We start from the raw sequence: 20,762 nt of genomic DNA on the forward strand, positions 1-20,762 counted from the left end.
ATTTATCTCTATAAAAATGAATTAAAGAAAGGAAAAAAGACGTTGGTTATCTGATTTTCGATAATCAACGTCTTTTTCATTTAAGGATTAGTCAAATTTTAAACCTTTTAACGCCTCTGCAAGTGCATTGTTTAAAGGTTCTTCTTGTTTATCTTGTTGGTTTAAATATTTCTGTACGGAACGTTTATCCACTTTACCACCAGATTCTTTCTTACGTCTTGCTTCAAAAGCAGATAATTTCTCGCGATACCCACATTTACATGTAAAGATCTGACCGTCTCCTTCACCACGAAGTTCCAGCTTTTTCTTACATTGCGGACAACGTGCATTCGTTACACGTGCGACGTTTTTACGGTGACCGCATTCCCGATCTTGACAGACAAGCATTTTTCCTTTTTTGCCGTTCACTTCAAGCATCGGTTTTCCACAGTCCGGGCAGGATTTCGTTGAAATATTGTCATGCTTGTATTTTTTATCGCTGGATTTAATTTCAGAAACGATTTTCTTTGCGTAGTTTTTCATCTCTGAAATAAATACTTCTTTTTTCAGTTTGCCGTTTGCAATAGCCTCTAGCTTTTGCTCCCATTCGGCTGTTAGGGTAGGGGATTGTAACTCTTCGGGCACTAAATCAAGCAGCTGCCGGCCTTTTGAAGTAATGTGAATGTCTTTGCCGCGCTTTTCAATTAAGAATGAGTTAAATAGTTTATCGATAATATCAGCCCGCGTTGCAACCGTACCTAAACCACCAGTCGATTTTAATGTGTCTGCAAGCTGTTTGTTTTGCGTGTCCATATACTTCGTAGGGTTTTCCATTGCCGAAAGTAATGTCGCTTCATTAAAGCGTGCAGGTGGCTTTGTCTGTCCTGATGTTTGTGCAATCAATTTTACGTTTAATGTATCGCCTTTTGCGATGCGGGGTAAAATTTGTTCTTTCAGATCATCTGCTGCCTCGCCATCTTCAAATTGATTTTCGTATGCTTCTTTCCAGCCACTAGATAAAATTGTTTTCCCTCTAGCAACAAAATTCTCATTACCAATTTTTGCCCGAAGCGTTAATTGCTCATATTCAAATGGTGGGAGTAATACAGCTAAGAACCGTTTAACAACTAAATCATAAATTTTGCGTTCTTTATCCGTAAAAGCTGAAAAATTTACGTAATCTTCTGTTGGAATAATAGCATGATGATCTGATACTTTACTGTCATCAACAAATGCCTTAGAAGCTTTTATAGGCTTGTTTAATATCTTGTTAGTTAATGAACGATATTCTCCTGCTCCACAGGCTTTAAGACGCTCAGGAAGAGTTTCCACGATATCTGAAGAGATATAACGTGAATCTGTACGAGGGTACGTTAACACTTTGTGCTGCTCATACAGCTTTTGCATAATGTTTAACGTTTCTTTTGCAGAGTAACCAAAAATCTTATTCGCATCACGTTGTAACTCCGTTAAGTCATAGAGGCCAGGAGCAAACGACTTCTTCGGCGTTTTTTCAATTTCTGTTACGGAAGCATTTTGTGTGCCCAGTTTTTTCACAATGTCATCGATTTTGTTTTTATCAAAACTGCGGCCATTCCCTTTTTCGTCTTGCCACGTGAGCTTCAACTTGTCTGATGTTTGAGCTTCGATGCCATAATATGTTTGAGCTTTGAAGTTTTTGATTTCGTCCTCACGCTCTGCAATGATCGCGACAACCGGCGTTTGTACACGTCCACAATTAAGCTGCGCGTTAAATTTTGTTGTCAGTGCACGAGTAGCATTAAGACCGATATACCAGTCTGCCTCAGACCGAGCTACTGCAGAATGATATAGGTTTTCATATGCTTTACCTGGTTTTAAATTATTAAATCCATCTTTAATTGCTTTATCCGTTACAGATGAAATCCATAGTCGCTTCACAGGCTTATTTACTTTTGCCTTATCAATAATCCAGCGAGCTACTAGTTCACCTTCACGGCCAGCATCTGTCGCAATTATAACGTGTGACACATCACCACGTGTAAGTTGAGATTTAACAGCATTAAATTGCTTGCCCGACTGCTTAATAACTGTTAATTTCAAGCGTTCTGGCAGCATCGGCAAATCTTCTAAGTTCCACGTTTTATATTTCATATCATAATTTTCAGGATCAGCTAGTGTTACAAGATGTCCTAAAGCCCATGTAATGATATATTTATCTCCCTCAAGAAATCCGTTGCCTTTTTTATTACAATTCAATACACGCGCAATATCACGAGCTACTGACGGCTTTTCAGCTAAAACTAAGCTTTTTACCATTTTAAACATCCTTTCTTACATACATAAAATAAATATTAGCATAGATGTAAGGAGGAAGTGGAGTGATCGCTTTAACAAATGAAAATTACAAGTCTAAATCCTCATTATATGAAAGAAATCTGTGGCTGCGTAAAAAACGCGACCAAAGAAATTAAAAACAGCGAGACGTTCTTCTGTTTGTCTGCAAATGCGGCCGGCAGGAAAAGTTATCCACTTTTGAAAAACGAAAGTAAAAAAAGCGGCCAAGGTGCTGCTAACAAACGCGATGTGAATCAACATTTGAAAAAGGAGGACAAAGACGAACCGATCAACACGGTACTTGCCGATGTATTAAAAATTTGGAATTATAATCAGGAAATCGTTCTTGAATTTATTATTGGAAAATAATAATCGGGAACGGTTGTTTTTTTTCAGAAAAGGTGTCTATAATTATTTGACAAAGATATATCTTGTTTTAAAGGGAGGAAAATTATGCCGATTACTATACCGCATCAGCTGCCGGCACGCGAAGTTTTAGAAAGAGAGAATATTTTCGTTATGGACGCGGATCGTGCCAGAATGCAGGATATCCGCCCGCTTAATATTTTAATTTTGAATCTAATGCCGGAAAAAGAAAAAACAGAAGCCCACCTTTTGCGCCTGCTTGGTAACACGCCGCTTCAGGTAAATGTTTCGTTTTTATATACAGCGACCTATGAATCGAAAAATGTAAGCAAATCACACCTTGAGCAGTTTTATATTACGCTTGAGGATGCAAAAAGCCGCCGCTACGATGGATTGATTATTACCGGTGCACCGATTGAGCTAATGGAATTTGAAGACGTCAATTACTGGCCGGAGCTGCAGGATGTTATGGATTGGGCGAAAACGAATGTGACATCCACGCTTCATATTTGCTGGGGTGCCCAGGCAGCACTGTACCATCATTACGGCATCGGTAAATTTGAGCTGCCGAAAAAGTGCTCTGGTATATTTAAACATACAATCACGGATCCGACCGTGAAATTGCTGCGGGGTTTTGATGACGAATTTTACTCACCCGTTTCGCGCTATACGGATGTGAGCCAAGAAGCGATTGAAACGCATGAAGACTTAATTTTGCTCGCCTCTTCGCCGGAAGCGGGTCCTCTGTTAATGATGTCTAAAGATGCACGAAACATTATGATTACCGGTCACCTTGAGTACGATGCGACCACACTAGCGGAAGAATACGAACGCGACTGTGCGAAGGGCGTTGAGGCTGAATTGCCGGAGAATTATTTTCCGGATAATAATCCCGGGAAACGGCCGCCGAACAAATGGCGCTCCCACGCTCATCTGTTGTACTCCAACTGGCTGAACTATTATGTTTACCAAGAAACACCATACGAGTGGAAATGAAAGAGCAAGACCGTCCATGTGTAATGGACGGGTTTTTTGTTTACCGGCTGGATCCAAATGATGATAAGTGGACATGAAAGAGTAAGGAGTAGATAAAAACTGAGCAAAATGGACATAAAACGATGTGTGTGGAGGAGCGAAGACTTAAAAGTGCGATATCCTGGCAGCGCCTTTATTAGCACATCCTGTGCGTCAAAAGCGCCGCCGATGATACATCGGGGCGCCCAACTATTACTTAATAAAATGATTCGCGCCGGTCTTCAAATACTGGAATGCGGCTGCGGATTTCATCAATGGCATCAAAGTCAACATCGCCAATGAGCATTTCTTCGTTTTCTCCTGCTTCGGCAATCACTTCACCCCAAGGCCCGACAATAATGGAATGCCCGGCAAACTGGTTGTCAGGGTCAGAACCCGAACGGTTGCACGCTACAACATATGCCTGATTTTCAATCGCGCGGGCCATCAGCAGCGTACGCCAGTGATCGACGCGGGCAAGGGGCCATTCCGCGGGTACAAATAAGACACGCGCCCCGTTTAAAACCTGCTTTCTAAACCATTCCGGAAAACGGATGTCATAGCAAATAAAGCCGGCCATCGTTTCGCCGGCAAGTTCAAACAAGCCGTCACCGTCGCCATCGATCAAATATTTTTCTTCGTTCATAAGCCGGAACAAATGCAGCTTGCTATACTCATGAACAATGGCGCCAGTTTTATCCACAACGATCATCGTATTTTTCACGCCATCGCCTGTATCATTGGCGACAGAACCGCCCACGATGTGCATATTGTATTGTTTCGCCATTTTCGTCAAAAACGCTTTAGCCCGTTCAGCTCTGTGGTCCGCAATTTCATCCAATCTCGTTAAATCATAGCCGGTTGTCCAAAGTTCCGGCAGCACGGCCAATTCACAGCCGGCGTCACTCGCTTTTTTCAAAAAGTCCGCCGCCTGGTCGTAATTCGCTTCCGGATCGCCAAACGTTATGTCCATTTGCAAGCAAGCTATTTTCATCTCGTCATCTCCAGATTCATTTTCAAAAATTGTAACACGGTTGACAGTGAAAATGAAACGTGGCATAATCCTTCTTAATAAACAAACGGACAACTGAATACATCTTATCAAGAGCAGGTGGAGGGACAAGCCCGATGATACCCGGCAACCGACCTATTTTAGGCACGGTGCTAATTCTTGCAGCGAAAGCTGAGAGATAAGAAGATGAACAAGGAACCTTTCTTCTTATTTCGTGAAGAAAGGTTTTTTTATTTTCCAAAAGGAGGCGTCGGACATGACCGTTATCGACAAAACAGACAAACCATTGAAAATTGAACAAGGAAATTTATACGCCACAATTCATCCGCAGCAAGGAGAGCGCGTCATGATTATCGGCGGCTCCGAAACGCTGATGGCTCGATGTTCAGACGCAGGCGCGGCTGTTTTGCCGGCTGCTTCTTTTTCACAGGTGAAGCAAAATGAATTCGATACCGTGGCCGCTCCTTTGTCGATTCACCCCTATGCAGACGGCGCGCAGTGGACGGCAAAAGCGTATGAAGCATTAAGGCAGGGCGGCCGGTTTGTGGCAGATTTTGCAGAAGCTGATTCCCTGCCATCTGCTACTGACTTTCCATATGCGGAATCACTGGCCGGCTATTGGGAGCGCCTGAAAGCGGCCGGTTTTTCAACGATTTTTTTTCAGCAGCTGTCAGCGGACTCAGCAAAAGAAGCAGTTTTAAACGGCTGGACGGAGCTTGTGCCCTCGAAATACCCGGTCACGGTCAATCGGTTTATCGCAGTGAAATAGCCTAACCATTTTCAAAACGGGTGCCTCCGTATTATGATGTAGTCATCAACATGCGAAAGGTGGCACCACGTGAACATTTTTTACCAGAAAACTAACTACACAAAAGAGCAATTTTTTCATCAATATACAGCATTATCGAAAAACGAGATGCATCACGCCTTTTTAGAAAGCGGACGCGGCGGACGCTATAGCTTCGCTGGTATCAAGCCTGCCGCCACCGCGGTTTCAAGCGAAGAAGGGCTTTTACTTAATGAAAATGGTAAAGAAGTATTGTTAAAAGGAAATCCGATTCATGCACTTGTTTCCATCTTGAATAAACGACATGTCCCAAAGCACTCGGATTTGCCGGATTTTCAAGGCGGCGCCATTGGCTGGATCAGCTACGACTACGTCCGGTTTATTGAACTTTTGCCCGAGACTGCCGTCAATGATCTTGGGCTGCCGGATGTTTGTTTCTTATTTTTCAACGAATGGGCGGCGTTTGATCACGAAACAAATGAATTGTATGTGATGACACTCGCTGAAACAGATGAGGGACTTGAAGACTTGCTTAAACAGTGGCTTGATCCTGCTGAACCAATTCAGTGGGCAGCAGGAACCGGAATGGATAAGATAGATGTCTCGTTTCCGGAAGAGCAATTTAAAATAGCTGTAGAGAAAATTCGTGAATACATTGCAGCAGGCGATGTGTTCCAGGTCAATTTATCCGTCCGCCGCGCCCGTCCGTTAACCGTGCCACCGCTTTCGGTTTATGCCACACTTCGAGCGTTAAATCCGTCTCCATATATGGCTTATATTCAAACACCGGATTTTCAAATTGTTTCCGGATCACCGGAGCTGCTTGTGAAAAAAGATGGCCAGCACCTTTCGACAAGACCGATTGCGGGCACACGTTCACGTGGAAAAGACGATGCGGATGATGAGCGGCTGGCGGCAGAGCTGATTCATAATGAAAAAGAACGGGCCGAACACGTGATGCTTGTGGATTTGGAACGCAATGACCTTGGGCGTGTTTCACGATACGGTTCCGTTCATGTGGATGAGTTTATGGTGATTGAAAGATATTCACATGTTATGCACATTGTGTCAAATGTGCGCGGGGAGCTGGCAAAAGGAAAAACAAATGCGGATGTCATTGACGCTGTTTTTCCGGGAGGTACGATCACCGGAGCACCGAAAGTACGGACAATGGAAATTATTGAAGAGCTGGAGCCGGTGCGACGCGGGATTTACACGGGTTCCATCGGCTGGATTGGCTACAATGGAGACATGGAGCTGAATATCGTCATCCGGACGATGCTGAGTGCGGGAGGCTATGGATATGTTCAGGCCGGTGCAGGGATTGTGACCGATTCAAAGCCAGAATATGAATATAAAGAGTCGCTGAAAAAAGCGGCCGCAATGTTAAAAGCGATGGAACTGGCGGAGGATGCAAAATGATTTTAATGATTGATAATTACGATTCATTCACGTATAACCTTGTTCAATATCTTGGGGAATTGGGCGAAGAACTTGTGGTCCGCCGGAATGATGAAATGACGGTTGCAGACATTGAAACGATGAAGCCGGATTTTGTGATGATCAGTCCGGGACCCTGTACACCAAATGAAGCGGGCATTAGTTTAGAAGCAGTGGAAAAGCTGTCCGGCCGCATTCCGTTGTTTGGTGTCTGTCTCGGCCAGCAATCCATTGCGCAAAGCTTCGGCGGTGATGTGGTGCGCGCCGAACGGCTTATGCACGGGAAGACATCTCCTGTTTTCCACGATGGAAAAACCATTTTCAAAGACGTCCCGAATCCGTTCCGGGCAACGCGTTATCATTCACTAATTGTTAAAAAAGACACGCTGCCGGATTGTTTTGAAGTTTCTGCCTGGACTGAAGAAGGCGAAATTATGGCGATTCGTCATAAAGAGCTGGCGGTCGAAGCAGTGCAGTTTCACCCGGAATCCATTATGACGGAGTATGGAAAAGAGATGCTGCAAAACTTTATTGACACGTACAGAGGTGTGCCATGTATACGTACGTAAACGGGCAGGTCATTCAAAACAATGAAGTACGCATTTCGCCATTTGACCACGGATTTTTATACGGTGTCGGTGTATTTGAAACGTTCCGTACGTATGACGGCAAACCGTTTTTGCTGGATGAACATCTCAGCCGGCTGAACGACAGCATGCGGGAACTGAATATTGACCTTCATGTAACACGCGGCCAGGCAGAATCCATTTTGGCGCAATTAAATGAAGCGAATGGATGGAACAATGCGTATATCCGTTTCAATGTGTCTGCCGGCGACGGAGAAATTGGCCTGCAGACCGCGCCGTATCAATACCCGAACGTAATTGTTTTTCAGAAGGAATTAAAACCGGCCGGTGCTACGACAGAAAAGCAGGGCGTTTGGCTCGACACGCGGCGCAACCGTCCGGAAGGCGGGTACCGGTTAAAGTCTCACCATTATTTAAACAACATTTTCGGTAAGCGGGAAGCCGGGAACGATCCTTCTATAGAAGGGTTATTTTTGACCGAGGATGGATTTGTAGCGGAAGGCGTCGTGTCGAACCTGTTCTGGACGAAAAAAAAGACGCTATACACACCAGCGCTCCAAACAGGTATTTTAAACGGCGTCACCCGTCAATTTGTTATGAAAATCGCACATAAAGCAGGGTTGAATGTAGAAGAGGGGCTTTATACGGTAGATGATGTAGCAGCGGCAGACGAAGTTTTTGTCACCAACTCCATTCAAGAAATGGTGCCGCTCCATCAGGTCGGAAAAAAAGCGTTTCCCGGCAAAGCAGGAAACGCGGTGCAGCAGTTATTTACAATGTATCGGGAAGCTGTTCGTCTGTGACGAGCAGCACTTTTTCTTTTGCGAGCCCATCGTGGTACTTTTCCGCATCTTCTTCAGACAAGCCGAAGTCGAGCAAGGCATCTTTCACCGGCTTCTCGCGTGTAAAGATGGATTTTACTTTTTCCTTCATCGAAGGACCAGTTGTTTCCACATTTGCTTCCGTCCTGTTTTGAATCGTTAAATAAACGTCCGCATCTTTCGTCAGCGCGGTCATTTTTGACGGATCATATCCCTCCACCTTTAAGTCCTCTATTTTTCGAATAACCTCAATTTCACTGTTAAATAAGCCGATGACATATTTCATGATGGGACCCCCTGCAAAATGATTTACCTTTACTTTTCCCCTGCGTGGACAAAAGAAAACCAGCAGGAAAAGCGTGTTTTTTGTCGAAAATATTCAGAAAGGGGGAATGGATTGAATGGTGAAAACAGCAGATTTGTGTGATGATCACGCGGATAAGCTGACGCTTGTCCGATTGGAGCTGAAATCGTATGGGGGAAAGAAACAGTTTGACGGTCCGATTTCAACGGTGAAGGTGTTTGAAGACAATGTGCTTGTGAAAAAAGCGCTGCAAACGATTCCGGAAGGGCATGTGCTCGTTGTGGACGGGGACGGATCGAAAAATTGTGCGCTTGTCGGGGATTTGCTTGGCGCGATTGCGGAAGAACGAAAACTTGCCGGCATTATTGTGAACGGCTGCGTGCGCGATACAGCGGAACTTGGTGCGCAGAATATTGGTGTACTGGCACTCGGCAGCAATCCATTTAAAAGCATAAAAAAAGGTGAAGGGGAAACGAATATTCCGGTTACCTTTGGCGATGCGGAGTTTGTGCCAGGTCATTACGTATATGCAGATGAAGACGGGATTGTCTTGTCAGTGGAAAAAATAAATTAACAAAAAGCACGCGGAGCCTCCGCGTGCTCATTTTTTATAATTTTTCGGCATGCGATGAGTCACGTGGATTTAAAAAGCTGTCATGATTATCTGGTACATTATCAATACGATGTGAATCAGTAGAATTAAAAGAGCCGCGAATAAAGTAAATGAAAATTAAACCGATCACAACAATAATGGCAAAAAGCAAAAAGACTGTTAAACCTTCCACTTGAATCGCCTCCTGTATTAGTTTCCTTCCACTAATACTATACGATAAACTTGCTTTTAACCCCTTTTTAAAAACTGAATTTTCTAAAAAAACATTTTCTTTCTATTTTCGTGTATAATGAGCCCTGACGGAAAACATACATATTGAACGATCCGGGTGAAGCCGCTGTGTGCGGTTTCTTAAAAGGGAAGCTGGTGAAAATCCAGTGCGGTCCCGCCACTGTAAATGGGAGTAAACGACAGACTTGCCACTGTACGCTACGTGCGGGAAGGCGTCGTTTGCGATGAACATGAGCCAGGAGACCTGCCCGGACAATGCACCAAAAACCTGCGCGGATAGGTGGTGTGACAGACCGGATTTCCCTGTCTTTCACGCGCCTTTACTCCTGTAGAGGTGTTTTTTTATGTTCCGAAAAAAGGAGGAAATACATATGAAAAAAACATGGATGACGCTTGGATTATCGGCGGCGCTGCTTGCGGGCTGCGGGTCAGAGGAAGCAGATGCACCGGAAACAACAAACGAAGAGAACGCAACGGAAGAAACAGCAACAGAAAAAACAGCGGCTTTTCCGGTAACCGTAACGGGAGCAGACGATCAGGAAGTAGAGGTTGAAGCGGTACCGAAGCGTATTGTGACGCTTGCACCGAGCAATACGGAGATCGCATATGAATTAGGGCTTGGCGAAGAAATCGTCGGTGTATCGGATAACGATACATACCCGGAAGATGTACAGAACAAAGAAAAAGTGGGCGGTATGGAATTTAACGTTGAAAAAATCATCAGCCTTGAGCCCGATTTGGTCTTGGCACATGATTCTGCCGGCGCCGCCGCAGAAACAGGTGTTCAGCAGCTGCGCGATGCAGGCATCGATGTTCTTATTATTAACAACGCTGACAGCATTGATCAAATGTACAAGTCGGTTGAATTAATTGGCGAAGCAACAGGTACAACAGCGGAAGCGGAAACAGAAGTAGAAGAATTGAAAGCCGGTTTTGCGGCGCTTGAAGAAAAAGCAGCATCGATTAAAGATGAAGACGTGAAAAGTGTGTTCTTTGAAGTCGATCCAACGCTTTACACAGCAGGAAATGGCACATTCTTAAATGAAATTTTTGATCTTGTAAACGTTGAAAATACAATGGCAGACCAGGAAGGCTGGCCACAAGTAACTGAAGAAGCGGTGATTGAAAAAAATCCGGATGTGATTTTGCTGAACTACGGTTCTTATGTGGAAAATGCGGTTGACGGCGTGTTGACGCGTGAAGGCTGGGAAAATGTTAATGCGGTGAAAAATAAAGAAGTTGTTGAAGTGAATGCGGATATTACGAGCCGAACTGGCCCGCGTCTTGTAGAAGGAGCTGAATCCATTGCGGAAGCGGTCTACCCGGACGTTTTTGCCCAATAAAAAAACGGCATACGCTTTTGCATTAGTGTTTCTGTTTGCCGCTGGCTTTATCGGGACAGCAGTAGGAACCATTCACGTTCCGTTCAGCCACATTGCCGCGATTTTAGCGCATCACTTATTCGGCATGAGTCTTGATCTTGATGCGTCGATTGACAACATCGTCTGGAAAATCCGTTTTCCGCGTGTTGTTCTGGCTGGATTGATCGGGGCGTCACTGGCAATTGCGGGAGCCGCTTTTCAAGGGCTTCTCCGCAATCCACTGGCTGATCCGTATACACTCGGTGTTTCCTCCGGGGCATCAGTTGGTGCAGTGCTTGTGCTGTTTTTTCACGTGTCGATTCCATTTCTCGACGGATTTACGCTGCCGATTATCAGTGTGGCAGCAGCCATTTTAACAATTTTTTGCGTGCTGCTGTTTGCCCAGACCATTGAGCGGTCGATGAAGCTTGAAACGATTATTTTAACAGGCATTATTTTCAGTTCGTTTCTCGGTTCGTTTATTTCATTGATGATCGCGCTCACCGGGGAAGAGCTGCGGCAGATTATTAATTGGCTGCTTGGCAGTGTTTCAATGCGAGGCTGGCCTTATGTACAGCTAATGACGCCATTTTTCATCGCTGGCGCACTTATGCTCCTGTATATGGCACCGGAATTAAACGCGATGTCATTTGGCGAAGAAAAAGCGAAGCATCTCGGCGTGAATGTCCAGCGAAAAAAAATGATGGTGCTCATTGCAGGCTCCGTGTTAACAGGTGCGGCGGTTGCGGTGTCCGGCACGATCGGTTTTGTCGGTCTTGTCGTCCCGCATTTTGTTCGTCTTTTGATCGGACCGGATCACAGGCACCTGCTGCCGTTGTCGATGATTACGGGCGCTGGTTTTTTGATTTTGGCGGATTTAACGGCGCGTACGATTATTTCACCGACAGAGCTTCCGATTGGTGTCATTACGTCATTAGTCGGGGCGCCAGTGTTTGCGCTTATTTTATTGAATAAAAAACGAAAAGGGAGCGTCGCGTGATGCTGCAAGTAAACGAGCTTTCAGGAGGATACGGAAGCGGACTTATTGTCCGTGGCGTATCCTTTTCTGTTAAAAAGGGAGAACTATTCGGTATTCTCGGTCCAAACGGAAGCGGAAAAACGACTTTGCTGAATATGATCAGCGGGTTAACGAAACCAGAATCCGGCACGATTTTCGTGAAAGAAAAGCAGATCTCCACTTATACACCAAAAGAGCTGGCGCGTGTTGTGGCGGTGCTGCCGCAAATGACCTCAAGCCAGTTTGCGTATACCGTGAAAGAAACCGTATCACTTGGTCGGTACGCGCACCAAACCGGTTTTTTTAAATCATGGACAGATAAAGATGAAACGGCTGTACAGGAAGCGATGAATCAAACGGGTACGTCCTCATTTGCGGAAAAGCCGCTGTCTGCCCTATCCGGCGGCGAGCGGCAGCGCGTGTTTTTAGCTCAGGCACTGGCACAGGAGCCGGAAATTTTATTATTGGATGAGCCAACAAACCATTTAGATTTATCGTATCAAAAAGAGCTGCTTGATTTGCTGAAAAAAATGACAGCAGACGGCTTAACGGTTATTTCGATTTTTCACGATCTGAATTTATCTTCATTATATTGCGACCGGCTTTTATTGATGGATAAAGGCCAAATCCATACGATCGGCCAGCCTGCTGATATTATGATTGAGCAGCATATCCACGACGTATACGACACGGACGTTCAAAAGCAGCCGCATCCGGAAGTGCCAAAACCACAAATGAGCCTTCTGCCGGAAATGTCTTTGCAGGCAGAAGTCGACATTAATGAGGATTTAATAGAGCGTCACAGCGATTATATCGCGATCCGTCCGCCGGTGCCGCTTAAATCCCTGTCATCCGGGGTCATTGGTGCTGGTTGGGGGTGGCGGAGCGCTTTTGTGAACCGTCATGTCGATAAAAATTACAATATGGATAACTTTGAAGAAGAAGCTGCAGCTTATTTTTTGAAAAACGGTTTTGATTTGCATGAAACGGTCGGGATGATGACTGCGGTGAAGATAGAGGATGCTGCCTGGCGAAAAGAAGCGCAGGAAGATGTGTCGGTGTTTGTTGTGGCAACAGCGGGTGTTGGTAACGCAGTCGATGTGACACAGCCCCGCAGCAGCTGGAAGGAGAATCTCACACCGGGAACAATCAACATTTGGGTATTTGCGAACGGAAAGTTATCGGAAGAAGCTTTTGTACAAGGATTGATGACCGCAACAGAAGCGAAAGTAAAAGCGCTTGCGGATGCGGGCGTACAAGATCCTGAAACGGGCACAATCGCAACCGGCACATCGACTGACAGCATGTTGATTGCTGCCACACAGCGCGGTGCGTATCAGCAGTTCGCCGGTTCGATTACACCGCTCGGCATTGCGATCGGACGGGCAGTTTATGAATCCGTTACAGAATCACTTCAAAAGACGGCCCGCAGAAAGGGGCTTTTATGATTGTGCAAGCTGTGGCGATCACCGCTGCACTTTTTCTCGATCGGCTTATTGGAGATCCAAGGAATTGGCCGCATCCGGTTAAATGGTTCGGGTCTTTGATCGCATTTCTCGATAAAAAGTGGAACAAAGGCCGCCGGCGGTTTGAAAAAGGGCTGGCGATGCTTTGTGTGGTACTTCTCGTCACAGGCACGTGTTCAGCTGGCCTTATTTTAATTGCATCCCGTATTCATCCGCTTCTTGCCGTGTTGATAGAAGCGATCATGATCTGGGCTGCTATTGCGCCAAGAAGCTTAAAAGAAGCGGGCATGGATGTGTACCAGCCGCTGATCGAGGGTGACCTAAAAGAAGCGCGTAAAAAGCTTTCATGGATTGTTGGACGGGATACTGAACGGCTGAACGAAAGCGAAATTACCCGCGGCGCGGTTGAAACCGTCGCGGAAAATACATCAGACGGAGTCATCGCGCCGCTGTTTTGGGCGGTAATTGGCGGCGGTCCAGCCGCACTTTTGTACCGTGCTGTCAATACGTGTGATTCAATGGTGGGCTACCGGAATGAACAATACAGCCAATTTGGCAAGGCATCGGCCCGGCTTGATGACATCGTCAATTTTGTTCCCGCCCGGATGACCGCGCTGCTGCTTATGGCAGCCGCGAAAAAGCCGGCAGCTGATCGCCGCTTCGCCTGGAGCATTGTACGCCGTGATGCAAAAAAACATCCGTCTCCAAACAGCGGCTGGTGTGAAGCGGCAGTGGCCGGTCTTTTAAAAATTGAATTAGGCGGTTTGAATACATATAAAGGTGTTGTATCGGACCGGGCACGAATGGGTGACCCTATCCATTCGCGCCGGGCTGAACATATTATTGAAGCAGCTAAACTAATGGAACGGGCCACATATTTGTTTGTGCTGCTGTTCCTTGCAGGAGTGATTGTTTATGAATTTTCCATCGCATGGAGCCAATCCATCTCATTTATATAAAGCTTCTGGAGTGGTAAAGCCGTCATCGGTCATTGATTTTAGTGTGAATACGAATCCAGACGGTCCGCCAGGCTGGCTGAAAGACATGTGGCCTTCTTTTTTTAAAACGGTGGGAGACTATCCAGATCCGTCAGGCCAAACTGCGGCGGAGGCGATTGCCGGGCGTTTGGCTCTTTTATTTGAAAACATTCTGCTTGGCAACGGAGCGGCTGAAATCATTCATTTTATTGCCCGTTACGCCTCAGGTCAAAAAGCGGTCATTGTTACGCCGGCTTTTTCTGAATATGAAGAGGCGTGCCGCGCTTACGGGTGTCCGGTTGAGTATGTGCCGGTCGATTTGCAAAATTGGACACTGCCAATCAATGCACTTGTTGAGCGGGCAAAAGAAGCGGCGGTTTTGTTTATTTGTACGCCAAACAATCCTACTGGCCAAGTATTTCAAAAGAAAGAGCTTATTACGCTGCTCGAAAAAACAAGCAGCTTTGGGGCAATCATTGTCGTTGACGAAGCTTTTTATGATTTTGCTGGTGACGAGTCAATCACATCAGAAATAAAGTCGTTTGCTCATTTAGCGGTACTGCATTCGATGACGAAAATGTATGCCGTCGCTGGTCTGCGTATCGGCTATGTGGCGGCTTCAAAAGAGATCATCACCAAACTGAAGCCATACCGTCCGCATTGGAATGTAAATGCCATCGCGCTGCAAGTAGCCCAAAAAATTGCGTCGGATACAGAATATGCTGTCCGGACACGAAAATGGATTGATAAAGAGCGGGAGAGAATGATCAGAGAGCTAATGGTGATCGGTTTTGTCGTTCTTCCGTCGGCTGTTAATTTTTATCTGCTAAAAGATCCGGCTCTTGATAATCAAAAGCCGCTGCTTCAATTTTTGCTTAAACAGGGTATTGTGCTGCGACACACAGAAAACTTTCCTGGATTGGATGGACAATGGCTTCGAGCAGCAGTAAAAAAAGAACAGGACAATAATCAGCTCCTTTCTGCATTGAAAGAGTGGAAAAGTCGATGATGATTTTTATTTCAGGTGGTGTGAGGAGCGGAAAAAGCAGTGTGGCAGAAAAGCTGGCGATACGTTATCGGCATTCAAATGGCCGGCTTGTGTATGTGGCATGTGGATCTCGGACGGACCGGGAAATGGATGAGCGTATTGGGCATCACCAACAGCGGCGGACAGCATCAGGCTGTAGCTGGACAACAATTGAGAAATCAATCGATGTAGCGGCGATTGGAGTGGAAGCTTCCGATACGCTGCTAATCGATTGCGTGACCACCCTTTTAGCGGGTGAATACTTTCGCGAGGATAAGGCGGCTTTTGATGCAGACGAGCGGATTACAAAAGATATTTTAACGCTCGCAAAACAAGCACACGCTGTGATCGTTGTATCAAATGAATTATCATTTGAGATGCCAGCCAGTGAGTTAACAGCCAATTATATGAAAAAACTTGGTCTGATCCACCAGCGGCTCGTGCAGGAAAGCGACGCAGCGGTTTTAGTGGAGCATGGCCTTCCAATCGTAAAGAAAGGCGTGATTTCATGCGGGGAATTATGATTCAAGGAACATCGTCCGATGCTGGGAAAAGTTTTGTGGCGGCCGCTCTTTGCCGCCTTCTTTTACAAAAAGGCTACCGACCGGTTCCGTTTAAGCCGCAAAATGTCTCGAATAATTCGTATGTTACAGCGGACGGAAAAGAAATTGGCCGGGCACAGGGATTGCAGGCGGAAGCGGCGGGACTGGAAGCGAGCCCGTTTATGAATCCCATCCTGTTAAAACCATCAGGGAACGGTTCATCTGAAATTGTCCTGTTTGGTGAGCGTCTTGAGGTTATGTCTGGTATGGCGTACAGAGAATCCTATTATGAGCGGGCAGTTGCTGCCATTCAAACCGGACTGAAAGAAACGGCGAAGCTCGGTGACACACTGGTCATTGAAGGAGCCGGCAGCCCAGTGGAAATGAATTTGAAAAAACGTGAAGTGGTCAATATGAAAACGGCGGAGCTTGCGGATGTACCGGTGTTGTTAATTGCGGATATTGACCGCGGCGGCTTGTTTGCCTCCGTTGTCGGGACGCTTGCACTTTTAGAGGAAGTAGAAAGGAAAAGAGTGAAAGGAATCATTGTGAATCGATTCCACGGCGACCCGGCTCATTTTGAAGATGGCAAGCGGTGGCTGGAAGAATATACGGGCGTTCCTGTGCTCGCTGTGCTCCCGTTTTTGCCTGGACACGCGCTGGAAGGAGAAGACTCTCTTTCGATTCGTGATGTGCGCCGTGACCAAGCCGATCTCGACGTGGCGGTAATCCGGCTGCCGTACGTGTCGAACGGCAGTGACATCGAGCCGTTTGCGTTTGAAGAAGACGTGAATGTACGCTGGATACAGACGGAAAAAGCATTTGGCCAGCCGGACGCGGTGATCATTCCGGGAACGAAAAGTACATTGGCGGATTTGCATTTTTTAAAACAAACTGGGCTGGCTGAAAAAATAAGCACATACGCGGAAAATGGCGGCACGGTCATCGGCTTGTGCGGCGGCTTTCAATTAATGGGAAACACGCTTGTCGACCCTGACGGAAGCGATACTGGCATTGCTGGTTCCATCGAGAAAGGACTTGGGCTTATTCCGGCGGATACGACTTTTAAAAAAAACAAAACGATTATTCGGACGAAAGGGATGGCATCCGGCATTCCATTATCCGGTTATGAAATACACTTCGGTCAAACAATCGTGAATGGCACGCCTTTTTTAACGGACGGCGATCATCGAGATGGCTACCGTTCCCGTGACGGCCGGATTTGCGGCACGTATTTGCATCATTTATTTTACAATGACCTGTTCCGAGCGGATTGGCTGAACCGGATTCGCCGTGCAAAAGGGCTGGAAGAGCGCCTGCCGGCAGCGTTAAACCGAAATGGCACGTATGACGCGATTGCAGCGCATGTTGAAAAACATCTGGACTGGCCGGTATTCGAAGCCGTTTTGGAGAGACAGCGATGAGGTCATACGTATACGCCGCTGGAATCATCATTCAGTTTTTTACCGTTCTGCCGCTGCACCGGACATTGCCGATGGACAAAGCGGAATTGAAAGCGGTGCTGCATTTGTTTCCGCTGCTTGGGATCGTGAAAGGGCTGCTGTACGCCACTGTTTTTTGGGGCTTAATCGAATGGAGTCCATTTTCACCGCTATCGATTGCATTTCTTGTCTGGCTGCTTCCAATTATTTTGACGGGCGGCCTTCATTTGGATGGCTGGATGGACTGGGCGGACGCTCATTTTTCATACCGGGATAAAGAAAAGCGCCTGTCTATTTTAAATGATCCGCGGGCTGGCGCGTTTGGGGTATTAGCACTCGTTATCCTGCTGACCGCTAAATTTATTTTTATATATGAAACCGTGCAGGCGGGCAGTTTGTACACAGACATCATCGTCCTTATTCCGCTTTTTGCTCAAATACTAACCGGGCTGTTTTTACAATATGTGCCGCCAGCTAAAACGGAAGGGCTCTCTGCTTTTTTTCAAAAAGGTCATTCGAGGACATTGCCGTATGTTTACAGCTTTTTTCTCATAATCGCTGCGTTTTTTTACATATGGCAGCCGTTATTTTGGATCATGGCTGGCGCTTCATGGATGTATTTTGTGTTTGTTAAACAGGGGATGCAAAAAGAATTTGGCGGCACAACGGGTGACCTGCTCGGTGCGGCGCAGGAAGGGGCGGAGCTTTTACTATGGATGATTGTGTGGCTGTCGGTCTCTTTCGCCACGGGCTGACCGATGCAAACCAAAATCGGCAGTTTTGCGGCTGGACAGATGTGTCGGTCAATGGAGAAGGGATTGCGGCGCTCAAGCAGCTGTCGGTTCCAGACTACGATTGGATTGTGGCGAGTGATTTAACAAGATGTGTACAGACAGCAAATGTTTTTTGGCCGCAAACTCATACAAAGTCCGAAAAGTTACGTGAGTTTCATTTCGGGGAATGGGAAAAGAAAGCCCACGCGGAACTTGAACAGTTGCCGGAATATATCGCTTGGCTTCACGATTATTCTCTTCAAGTACCCGGCGGCGATTCCTATGCGTCTTTTGCGAAACGGGTAGAAGACGGATTTCGAGATGTCTTAAAAACGATGGCGGATCAAAATATACGCCGGGCTGCTATTGTCACGCATGGCGGTGTTATCCGTCATCTGTTATCGGTATGGGCACCGGAAGCAAAATCGTTTGGGGATTGGTCGTCGGAAAATGGGCATGGGTATGAGCTGTCCGGTAGTCTTTCAGCACTAAGGAGGGGAGAACGATGCACTTCGTTACAGGCGGTGCCTTCAATGGCAAAAAAAAATGGGTAACACACTTTTACGGGCTGGATCACACGCCGCATCAATGGCATTCGTTTTATAATGAAAAAGAGGTCCCAGATTTCACGGAGAAGGTCGTTGTGCTCGAAGGAATTGAACGATATGTCCGGACGCTGCTCGAAAAAGCGGAGACACCGGCTGACGCCCGATTATTATTTAAAAAGAAATTAGCCCAGTGGCAGGCAGAAGACCGAACAATCGTTATGATCGGCACAGATATGATGAAAGGCATTGTGCCGATGAATGCCTTTGACCGGCATTTCCGCGATGCGGCCGGCTGGTGTTTTCAAGATGCAGCCGAAGCGGCAGAACGTGTGGATACGATTTGGTATGGGATTTCAGAAACGATAAAGGAGGAGAAAAAATGAGACTATATACACGAACAGGCGACAAAGGTGAAACGAGCATTATTGGCGGACGCGTGGGAAAAGACGATATTCGCGTGGAAGCATACGGAACAGTGGATGAACTAAATTCGGTCGTTGGGATGGCGATTACAGAGCTTGATCCGGCGAAATTTGGAGATGTTTTGTCCGATTTAGAGACGATTCAGCACGAATTATTCGACTGTGGCGGCGACCTTGCCACGATTAATGGCAAGCGCGGATTTAAGCTGCAGCAGGAATCGATTGATGAAATGGAAACGAAAATTGATGTATACATTCAGGAAGCGCCGGAGCTTGAACGGTTTATTTTGCCGGGCGGTTCAAAAGGGTCAGCTCATATTCACCTTGCACGGACAGTTGCGCGCCGGGCTGAGCGTCTTGTCGTTGCGTTAATGCGGACAGGGGAAGAAGTTCATCCGCTCACATTAAAATATTTAAACCGCTTGTCCGATTATTTCTTCGCAATTGCCCGCGTTGCTAACTTCCGTGAAGGTGTAAAGGATGTTGAATATGTACGCAGCGCGAACGTGTTTCGAGGCGGCAAACGGAAAGAGGACAACCAATGAATGTAAGAAAAATAAGCTGGCTAGCGCTGTTTGTTGCGTTATCGGTTATAGGAGGCATGATCAAGGTGCCAGCGCCTATCTCAAGTGTAGCGCTTGATTCGTTTCCAGCACTTGTGGCTGCGGTTTTATTAGGACCGGCAGCAGGTGCGCTGACCGGCGCATTTGGCCACCTTGTTTCTGCGTTAATGGGCGGTTTCCCGATGGGACCTTTGCATATCATTGTCGCGATTGAAATGGCCGCGGTTATTTGGTTGTTCGGAAAGCTTTATACAGCAGGAAATAAATGGAGTGCGAGTCTTTTTTTCATTTTGTTAAATGGACTTGTATCTCCCGCGCCGTTTATTCTATTCCTGGGCATACCGTTTTACATAAGTGCTGTGCCGGCGATTACGATAGCGGCGGCTTTCAATGGAATTGCAGCTTATGTTCTGATCCCCCGTATTGCACCAGTGTTTGCCAAACGATATGGCCGTCTGCATGCGTGATGTGATCCGGACGAACGGGCTGATCATTGCCGCGGATAATAGCGGCTCAATAGGAGAGAAAGAGCAAGACGCTGTTCAGGCACCATACGAAGTGGTCGGCTATTTTTCCGCCCGGGTTGCGTTAATGGAGTGTATAGCCGCTGGAGGGGAGCCTTTTGCGGTGGTGCTGCAAAATTTTTCAGGTGAAGCGGCGTGGAAATCGTTGTATAAAGGAATTCAGAAAGCGGCCGCTGAACTTGGCTGTGAGCTGGAGCTGACCGGCAGCACCGAGTCGAATTTCACCATGCAACAGTCAGCATCCGGTGTTGTGGTTATTGGCCGGCACGTCCGTGATACCGATCGAATTGAACAGGGGCGGGCAAAATTCGGAATTGTCGGAAAACCGCTTGTTGGTTCTGAAGTGATGGCGCATCCGAATGACATCGCACCACTTTCTGTTTTTCGGCAAATTGCTCATATGAATGGCGTATATGCGGTTCTCCCCGTCGGTTCTAAAGGGATCGCTTATGAACTGATGCAGCTTACTGGAAGAAGCGGACACTGCGAACTTGATATGACAAAATCTGCAGGGCCATCCACTTGTTTTATCGCAGCGGTCAATGAAGAAGTCTATAAACAAATAGAAGAAGTGACCGATCAGTTGTATTGGCTCAAGATGCATGAATAACTCTTAGTGCTCCACTGGC

At 46.5% G+C, this 20,762-nt stretch carries 24 protein-coding genes and 2 riboswitches; of the genes, 20 read left to right on the forward strand and 4 right to left on the reverse strand.

Features of this window, described 5'->3' with window-relative positions:
• Nucleotides 1-87: 87 nt before the first annotated feature.
• Complete coding sequence (locus VQ00_RS06705) at nt 88-2,277, reverse strand: DNA topoisomerase III (RefSeq protein WP_046179383.1); 2,190 nt, start codon at nt 2,275-2,277, stop codon at nt 88-90.
• 78 nt (nt 2,278-2,355) lie between these two features.
• Between VQ00_RS06705 and VQ00_RS06710 the strand changes: the two genes are divergently transcribed.
• Together VQ00_RS06710 and metA are read left to right on the forward strand one after the other, a co-directional pair.
• Nucleotides 2,356-2,664, forward strand: coding sequence for a hypothetical protein (locus tag VQ00_RS06710; protein WP_046179384.1), 309 nt, complete (start codon nt 2,356-2,358; stop codon nt 2,662-2,664).
• A gap of 84 nt (nt 2,665-2,748) precedes the next feature.
• A complete protein-coding gene (gene metA / locus VQ00_RS06715; protein ID WP_046179385.1) occupies nt 2,749-3,657 on the forward strand; it encodes a homoserine O-acetyltransferase MetA in 909 nt (302 codons plus the stop codon).
• Between the two features lie 235 nt (nt 3,658-3,892).
• Here metA and VQ00_RS06720 read toward each other — a convergent pair whose 3' ends face one another.
• Nucleotides 3,893-4,669 (reverse strand): carbon-nitrogen family hydrolase, encoded by a 777-nt coding sequence (locus tag VQ00_RS06720; RefSeq protein ID WP_046179443.1) that lies wholly within the window; start codon nt 4,667-4,669, stop codon nt 3,893-3,895.
• Nucleotides 4,670-4,770: 101 nt separating this feature from the next.
• Nucleotides 4,771-4,872: riboswitch (SAM riboswitch) on the forward strand.
• A gap of 71 nt (nt 4,873-4,943) precedes the next feature.
• Here VQ00_RS06720 and VQ00_RS06725 point away from each other — a divergent pair.
• The 4 genes from VQ00_RS06725 (at nt 4,944) to pabC (ending at nt 8,304) form a co-directional block, all read left to right on the forward strand.
• Nucleotides 4,944-5,456 carry a class I SAM-dependent methyltransferase gene (locus VQ00_RS06725; RefSeq protein ID WP_046179386.1) on the forward strand — a complete coding sequence of 171 codons (513 nt, stop codon included), beginning with the start codon at nt 4,944-4,946 and terminating at the stop codon, nt 5,454-5,456.
• Nucleotides 5,457-5,525: 69 nt separating this feature from the next.
• Nucleotides 5,526-6,896 carry an anthranilate synthase component I family protein gene (locus VQ00_RS06730; protein ID WP_046179387.1) on the forward strand — a complete coding sequence of 457 codons (1,371 nt, stop codon included), beginning with the start codon at nt 5,526-5,528 and terminating at the stop codon, nt 6,894-6,896.
• On the forward strand, nt 6,893-7,483 hold the full coding sequence (pabA, locus tag VQ00_RS06735) for an aminodeoxychorismate/anthranilate synthase component II (RefSeq protein ID WP_046179388.1): 591 nt from the start codon (nt 6,893-6,895) through the stop codon (nt 7,481-7,483). The genes VQ00_RS06730 and pabA overlap by 4 nt, the downstream gene beginning before the upstream one ends.
• On the forward strand, nt 7,468-8,304 hold the full coding sequence (gene pabC / locus VQ00_RS06740; RefSeq protein ID WP_046179389.1) for an aminodeoxychorismate lyase: 837 nt from the start codon (nt 7,468-7,470) through the stop codon (nt 8,302-8,304). The genes pabA and pabC overlap by 16 nt, the downstream gene beginning before the upstream one ends.
• Here pabC and VQ00_RS06745 read toward each other — a convergent pair.
• The gene (locus VQ00_RS06745) at nt 8,273-8,608 is read right to left on the reverse strand and encodes a YflT domain-containing protein (RefSeq protein WP_046179390.1); all 336 of its coding nucleotides are present in this window, start codon (nt 8,606-8,608) and stop codon (nt 8,273-8,275) included. The two genes, pabC and VQ00_RS06745, sit on opposite strands and share 32 nt — an antisense overlap.
• 115 nt (nt 8,609-8,723) lie before the next feature.
• Between VQ00_RS06745 and rraA the strand changes: the two genes are divergently transcribed.
• Entirely contained in the window at nt 8,724-9,200 is a 477-nt protein-coding gene (rraA, locus tag VQ00_RS06750) for a ribonuclease E activity regulator RraA (RefSeq protein ID WP_046179391.1), read from the forward strand.
• 34 nt (nt 9,201-9,234) lie between these two features.
• Here rraA and VQ00_RS18510 read toward each other — a convergent pair whose 3' ends face one another.
• A complete protein-coding gene (locus tag VQ00_RS18510; RefSeq protein ID WP_156153996.1) occupies nt 9,235-9,411 on the reverse strand; it encodes a hypothetical protein in 177 nt (58 codons plus the stop codon).
• 137 nt (nt 9,412-9,548) lie between these two features.
• A riboswitch (cobalamin riboswitch) is annotated at nt 9,549-9,736 on the forward strand.
• A gap of 105 nt (nt 9,737-9,841) precedes the next feature.
• Between VQ00_RS18510 and VQ00_RS06755 the strand changes: the two genes are divergently transcribed.
• From VQ00_RS06755 to VQ00_RS06815, 13 genes are read left to right on the forward strand one after another with little or no spacing between them, the layout of a single operon-like run.
• Nucleotides 9,842-10,813, forward strand: coding sequence for an ABC transporter substrate-binding protein (locus VQ00_RS06755; RefSeq protein ID WP_046179392.1), 972 nt, complete (start codon nt 9,842-9,844; stop codon nt 10,811-10,813).
• On the forward strand, nt 10,776-11,831 hold the full coding sequence (locus tag VQ00_RS06760) for a FecCD family ABC transporter permease (RefSeq protein ID WP_046179393.1): 1,056 nt from the start codon (nt 10,776-10,778) through the stop codon (nt 11,829-11,831). The genes VQ00_RS06755 and VQ00_RS06760 overlap by 38 nt, the downstream gene beginning before the upstream one ends.
• The gene (locus VQ00_RS06765; RefSeq protein WP_046179394.1) at nt 11,831-13,297 is read left to right on the forward strand and encodes an adenosylcobinamide amidohydrolase; all 1,467 of its coding nucleotides are present in this window, start codon (nt 11,831-11,833) and stop codon (nt 13,295-13,297) included. Before VQ00_RS06760 ends, VQ00_RS06765 begins: the two co-directional genes overlap by 1 nt.
• Nucleotides 13,294-14,274, forward strand: coding sequence for an adenosylcobinamide-phosphate synthase CbiB (cbiB, locus tag VQ00_RS06770; RefSeq protein WP_046179395.1), 981 nt, complete (start codon nt 13,294-13,296; stop codon nt 14,272-14,274). Before VQ00_RS06765 ends, cbiB begins: the two co-directional genes overlap by 4 nt.
• Nucleotides 14,231-15,301, forward strand: coding sequence for a threonine-phosphate decarboxylase CobD (cobD, locus tag VQ00_RS06775; protein WP_046179396.1), 1,071 nt, complete (start codon nt 14,231-14,233; stop codon nt 15,299-15,301). The genes cbiB and cobD overlap by 44 nt, the downstream gene beginning before the upstream one ends.
• The gene (locus VQ00_RS06780) at nt 15,298-15,843 is read left to right on the forward strand and encodes a bifunctional adenosylcobinamide kinase/adenosylcobinamide-phosphate guanylyltransferase (protein WP_046179397.1); all 546 of its coding nucleotides are present in this window, start codon (nt 15,298-15,300) and stop codon (nt 15,841-15,843) included. The genes cobD and VQ00_RS06780 overlap by 4 nt, the downstream gene beginning before the upstream one ends.
• Complete coding sequence (locus VQ00_RS06785; protein ID WP_046179398.1) at nt 15,828-17,285, forward strand: cobyric acid synthase; 1,458 nt, start codon at nt 15,828-15,830, stop codon at nt 17,283-17,285. Before VQ00_RS06780 ends, VQ00_RS06785 begins: the two co-directional genes overlap by 16 nt.
• Nucleotides 17,282-18,058 carry an adenosylcobinamide-GDP ribazoletransferase gene (gene cobS / locus VQ00_RS06790; RefSeq protein WP_046179399.1) on the forward strand — a complete coding sequence of 259 codons (777 nt, stop codon included), beginning with the start codon at nt 17,282-17,284 and terminating at the stop codon, nt 18,056-18,058. The genes VQ00_RS06785 and cobS overlap by 4 nt, the downstream gene beginning before the upstream one ends.
• Nucleotides 18,016-18,630, forward strand: coding sequence for a histidine phosphatase family protein (locus VQ00_RS06795; protein ID WP_046179444.1), 615 nt, complete (start codon nt 18,016-18,018; stop codon nt 18,628-18,630). The genes cobS and VQ00_RS06795 overlap by 43 nt, the downstream gene beginning before the upstream one ends.
• On the forward strand, nt 18,582-19,007 hold the full coding sequence (locus VQ00_RS06800; RefSeq protein ID WP_046179400.1) for a bifunctional adenosylcobinamide kinase/adenosylcobinamide-phosphate guanylyltransferase: 426 nt from the start codon (nt 18,582-18,584) through the stop codon (nt 19,005-19,007). The genes VQ00_RS06795 and VQ00_RS06800 overlap by 49 nt, the downstream gene beginning before the upstream one ends.
• Nucleotides 19,004-19,591 (forward strand): cob(I)yrinic acid a,c-diamide adenosyltransferase, encoded by a 588-nt coding sequence (locus tag VQ00_RS06805; RefSeq protein WP_046179401.1) that lies wholly within the window; start codon nt 19,004-19,006, stop codon nt 19,589-19,591. Before VQ00_RS06800 ends, VQ00_RS06805 begins: the two co-directional genes overlap by 4 nt.
• Entirely contained in the window at nt 19,588-20,076 is a 489-nt protein-coding gene (locus VQ00_RS06810) for an ECF transporter S component (RefSeq protein ID WP_046179402.1), read from the forward strand. Before VQ00_RS06805 ends, VQ00_RS06810 begins: the two co-directional genes overlap by 4 nt.
• Nucleotides 20,069-20,743, forward strand: coding sequence for an AIR synthase related protein (locus VQ00_RS06815; protein WP_046179403.1), 675 nt, complete (start codon nt 20,069-20,071; stop codon nt 20,741-20,743). Before VQ00_RS06810 ends, VQ00_RS06815 begins: the two co-directional genes overlap by 8 nt.
• Nucleotides 20,744-20,762: the final 19 nt, after the last annotated feature.

The sequence above is a fragment of the Domibacillus tundrae genome (assembly GCF_000970675.1).
GTDB lineage: Bacteria > Bacillota > Bacilli > Bacillales > Domibacillaceae > Domibacillus > Domibacillus tundrae.

Excerpts from the sequence above, each read along its gene's own strand:
- cobD (WP_046179396.1), top strand. The coding sequence starts at position 14,231 with ATGAATTTTCCATCGCATGGAGCCAATCCATCTCATTTATATAAAGCT.
- pabC (WP_046179389.1), top strand. The coding sequence starts at position 7,468 with ATGTATACGTACGTAAACGGGCAGGTCATTCAAAACAATGAAGTACGC.
- pabA (WP_046179388.1), top strand. The coding sequence starts at position 6,893 with ATGATTTTAATGATTGATAATTACGATTCATTCACGTATAACCTTGTT.
- VQ00_RS06815 (WP_046179403.1), top strand. The coding sequence starts at position 20,069 with ATGCGTGATGTGATCCGGACGAACGGGCTGATCATTGCCGCGGATAAT.
- VQ00_RS06785 (WP_046179398.1), top strand. The coding sequence starts at position 15,828 with ATGCGGGGAATTATGATTCAAGGAACATCGTCCGATGCTGGGAAAAGT.
- VQ00_RS06705 (WP_046179383.1), bottom strand. The coding sequence starts at position 2,277 with ATGGTAAAAAGCTTAGTTTTAGCTGAAAAGCCGTCAGTAGCTCGTGAT.
- VQ00_RS06755 (WP_046179392.1), top strand. The coding sequence starts at position 9,842 with ATGAAAAAAACATGGATGACGCTTGGATTATCGGCGGCGCTGCTTGCG.
- cobS (WP_046179399.1), top strand. The coding sequence starts at position 17,282 with ATGAGGTCATACGTATACGCCGCTGGAATCATCATTCAGTTTTTTACC.
- VQ00_RS06745 (WP_046179390.1), bottom strand. The coding sequence starts at position 8,608 with ATGAAATATGTCATCGGCTTATTTAACAGTGAAATTGAGGTTATTCGA.
- VQ00_RS06800 (WP_046179400.1), top strand. The coding sequence starts at position 18,582 with ATGCACTTCGTTACAGGCGGTGCCTTCAATGGCAAAAAAAAATGGGTA.
- VQ00_RS06780 (WP_046179397.1), top strand. The coding sequence starts at position 15,298 with ATGATGATTTTTATTTCAGGTGGTGTGAGGAGCGGAAAAAGCAGTGTG.
- VQ00_RS06720 (WP_046179443.1), bottom strand. The coding sequence starts at position 4,669 with ATGAAAATAGCTTGCTTGCAAATGGACATAACGTTTGGCGATCCGGAA.
- VQ00_RS06810 (WP_046179402.1), top strand. The coding sequence starts at position 19,588 with ATGAATGTAAGAAAAATAAGCTGGCTAGCGCTGTTTGTTGCGTTATCG.
- metA (WP_046179385.1), top strand. The coding sequence starts at position 2,749 with ATGCCGATTACTATACCGCATCAGCTGCCGGCACGCGAAGTTTTAGAA.
- rraA (WP_046179391.1), top strand. The coding sequence starts at position 8,724 with ATGGTGAAAACAGCAGATTTGTGTGATGATCACGCGGATAAGCTGACG.
- VQ00_RS06725 (WP_046179386.1), top strand. The coding sequence starts at position 4,944 with ATGACCGTTATCGACAAAACAGACAAACCATTGAAAATTGAACAAGGA.
- cbiB (WP_046179395.1), top strand. The coding sequence starts at position 13,294 with ATGATTGTGCAAGCTGTGGCGATCACCGCTGCACTTTTTCTCGATCGG.
- VQ00_RS06710 (WP_046179384.1), top strand. The coding sequence starts at position 2,356 with ATGAAAATTACAAGTCTAAATCCTCATTATATGAAAGAAATCTGTGGC.
- VQ00_RS06795 (WP_046179444.1), top strand. The coding sequence starts at position 18,016 with ATGGATGATTGTGTGGCTGTCGGTCTCTTTCGCCACGGGCTGACCGAT.
- VQ00_RS06765 (WP_046179394.1), top strand. The coding sequence starts at position 11,831 with ATGCTGCAAGTAAACGAGCTTTCAGGAGGATACGGAAGCGGACTTATT.
- VQ00_RS06805 (WP_046179401.1), top strand. The coding sequence starts at position 19,004 with ATGAGACTATATACACGAACAGGCGACAAAGGTGAAACGAGCATTATT.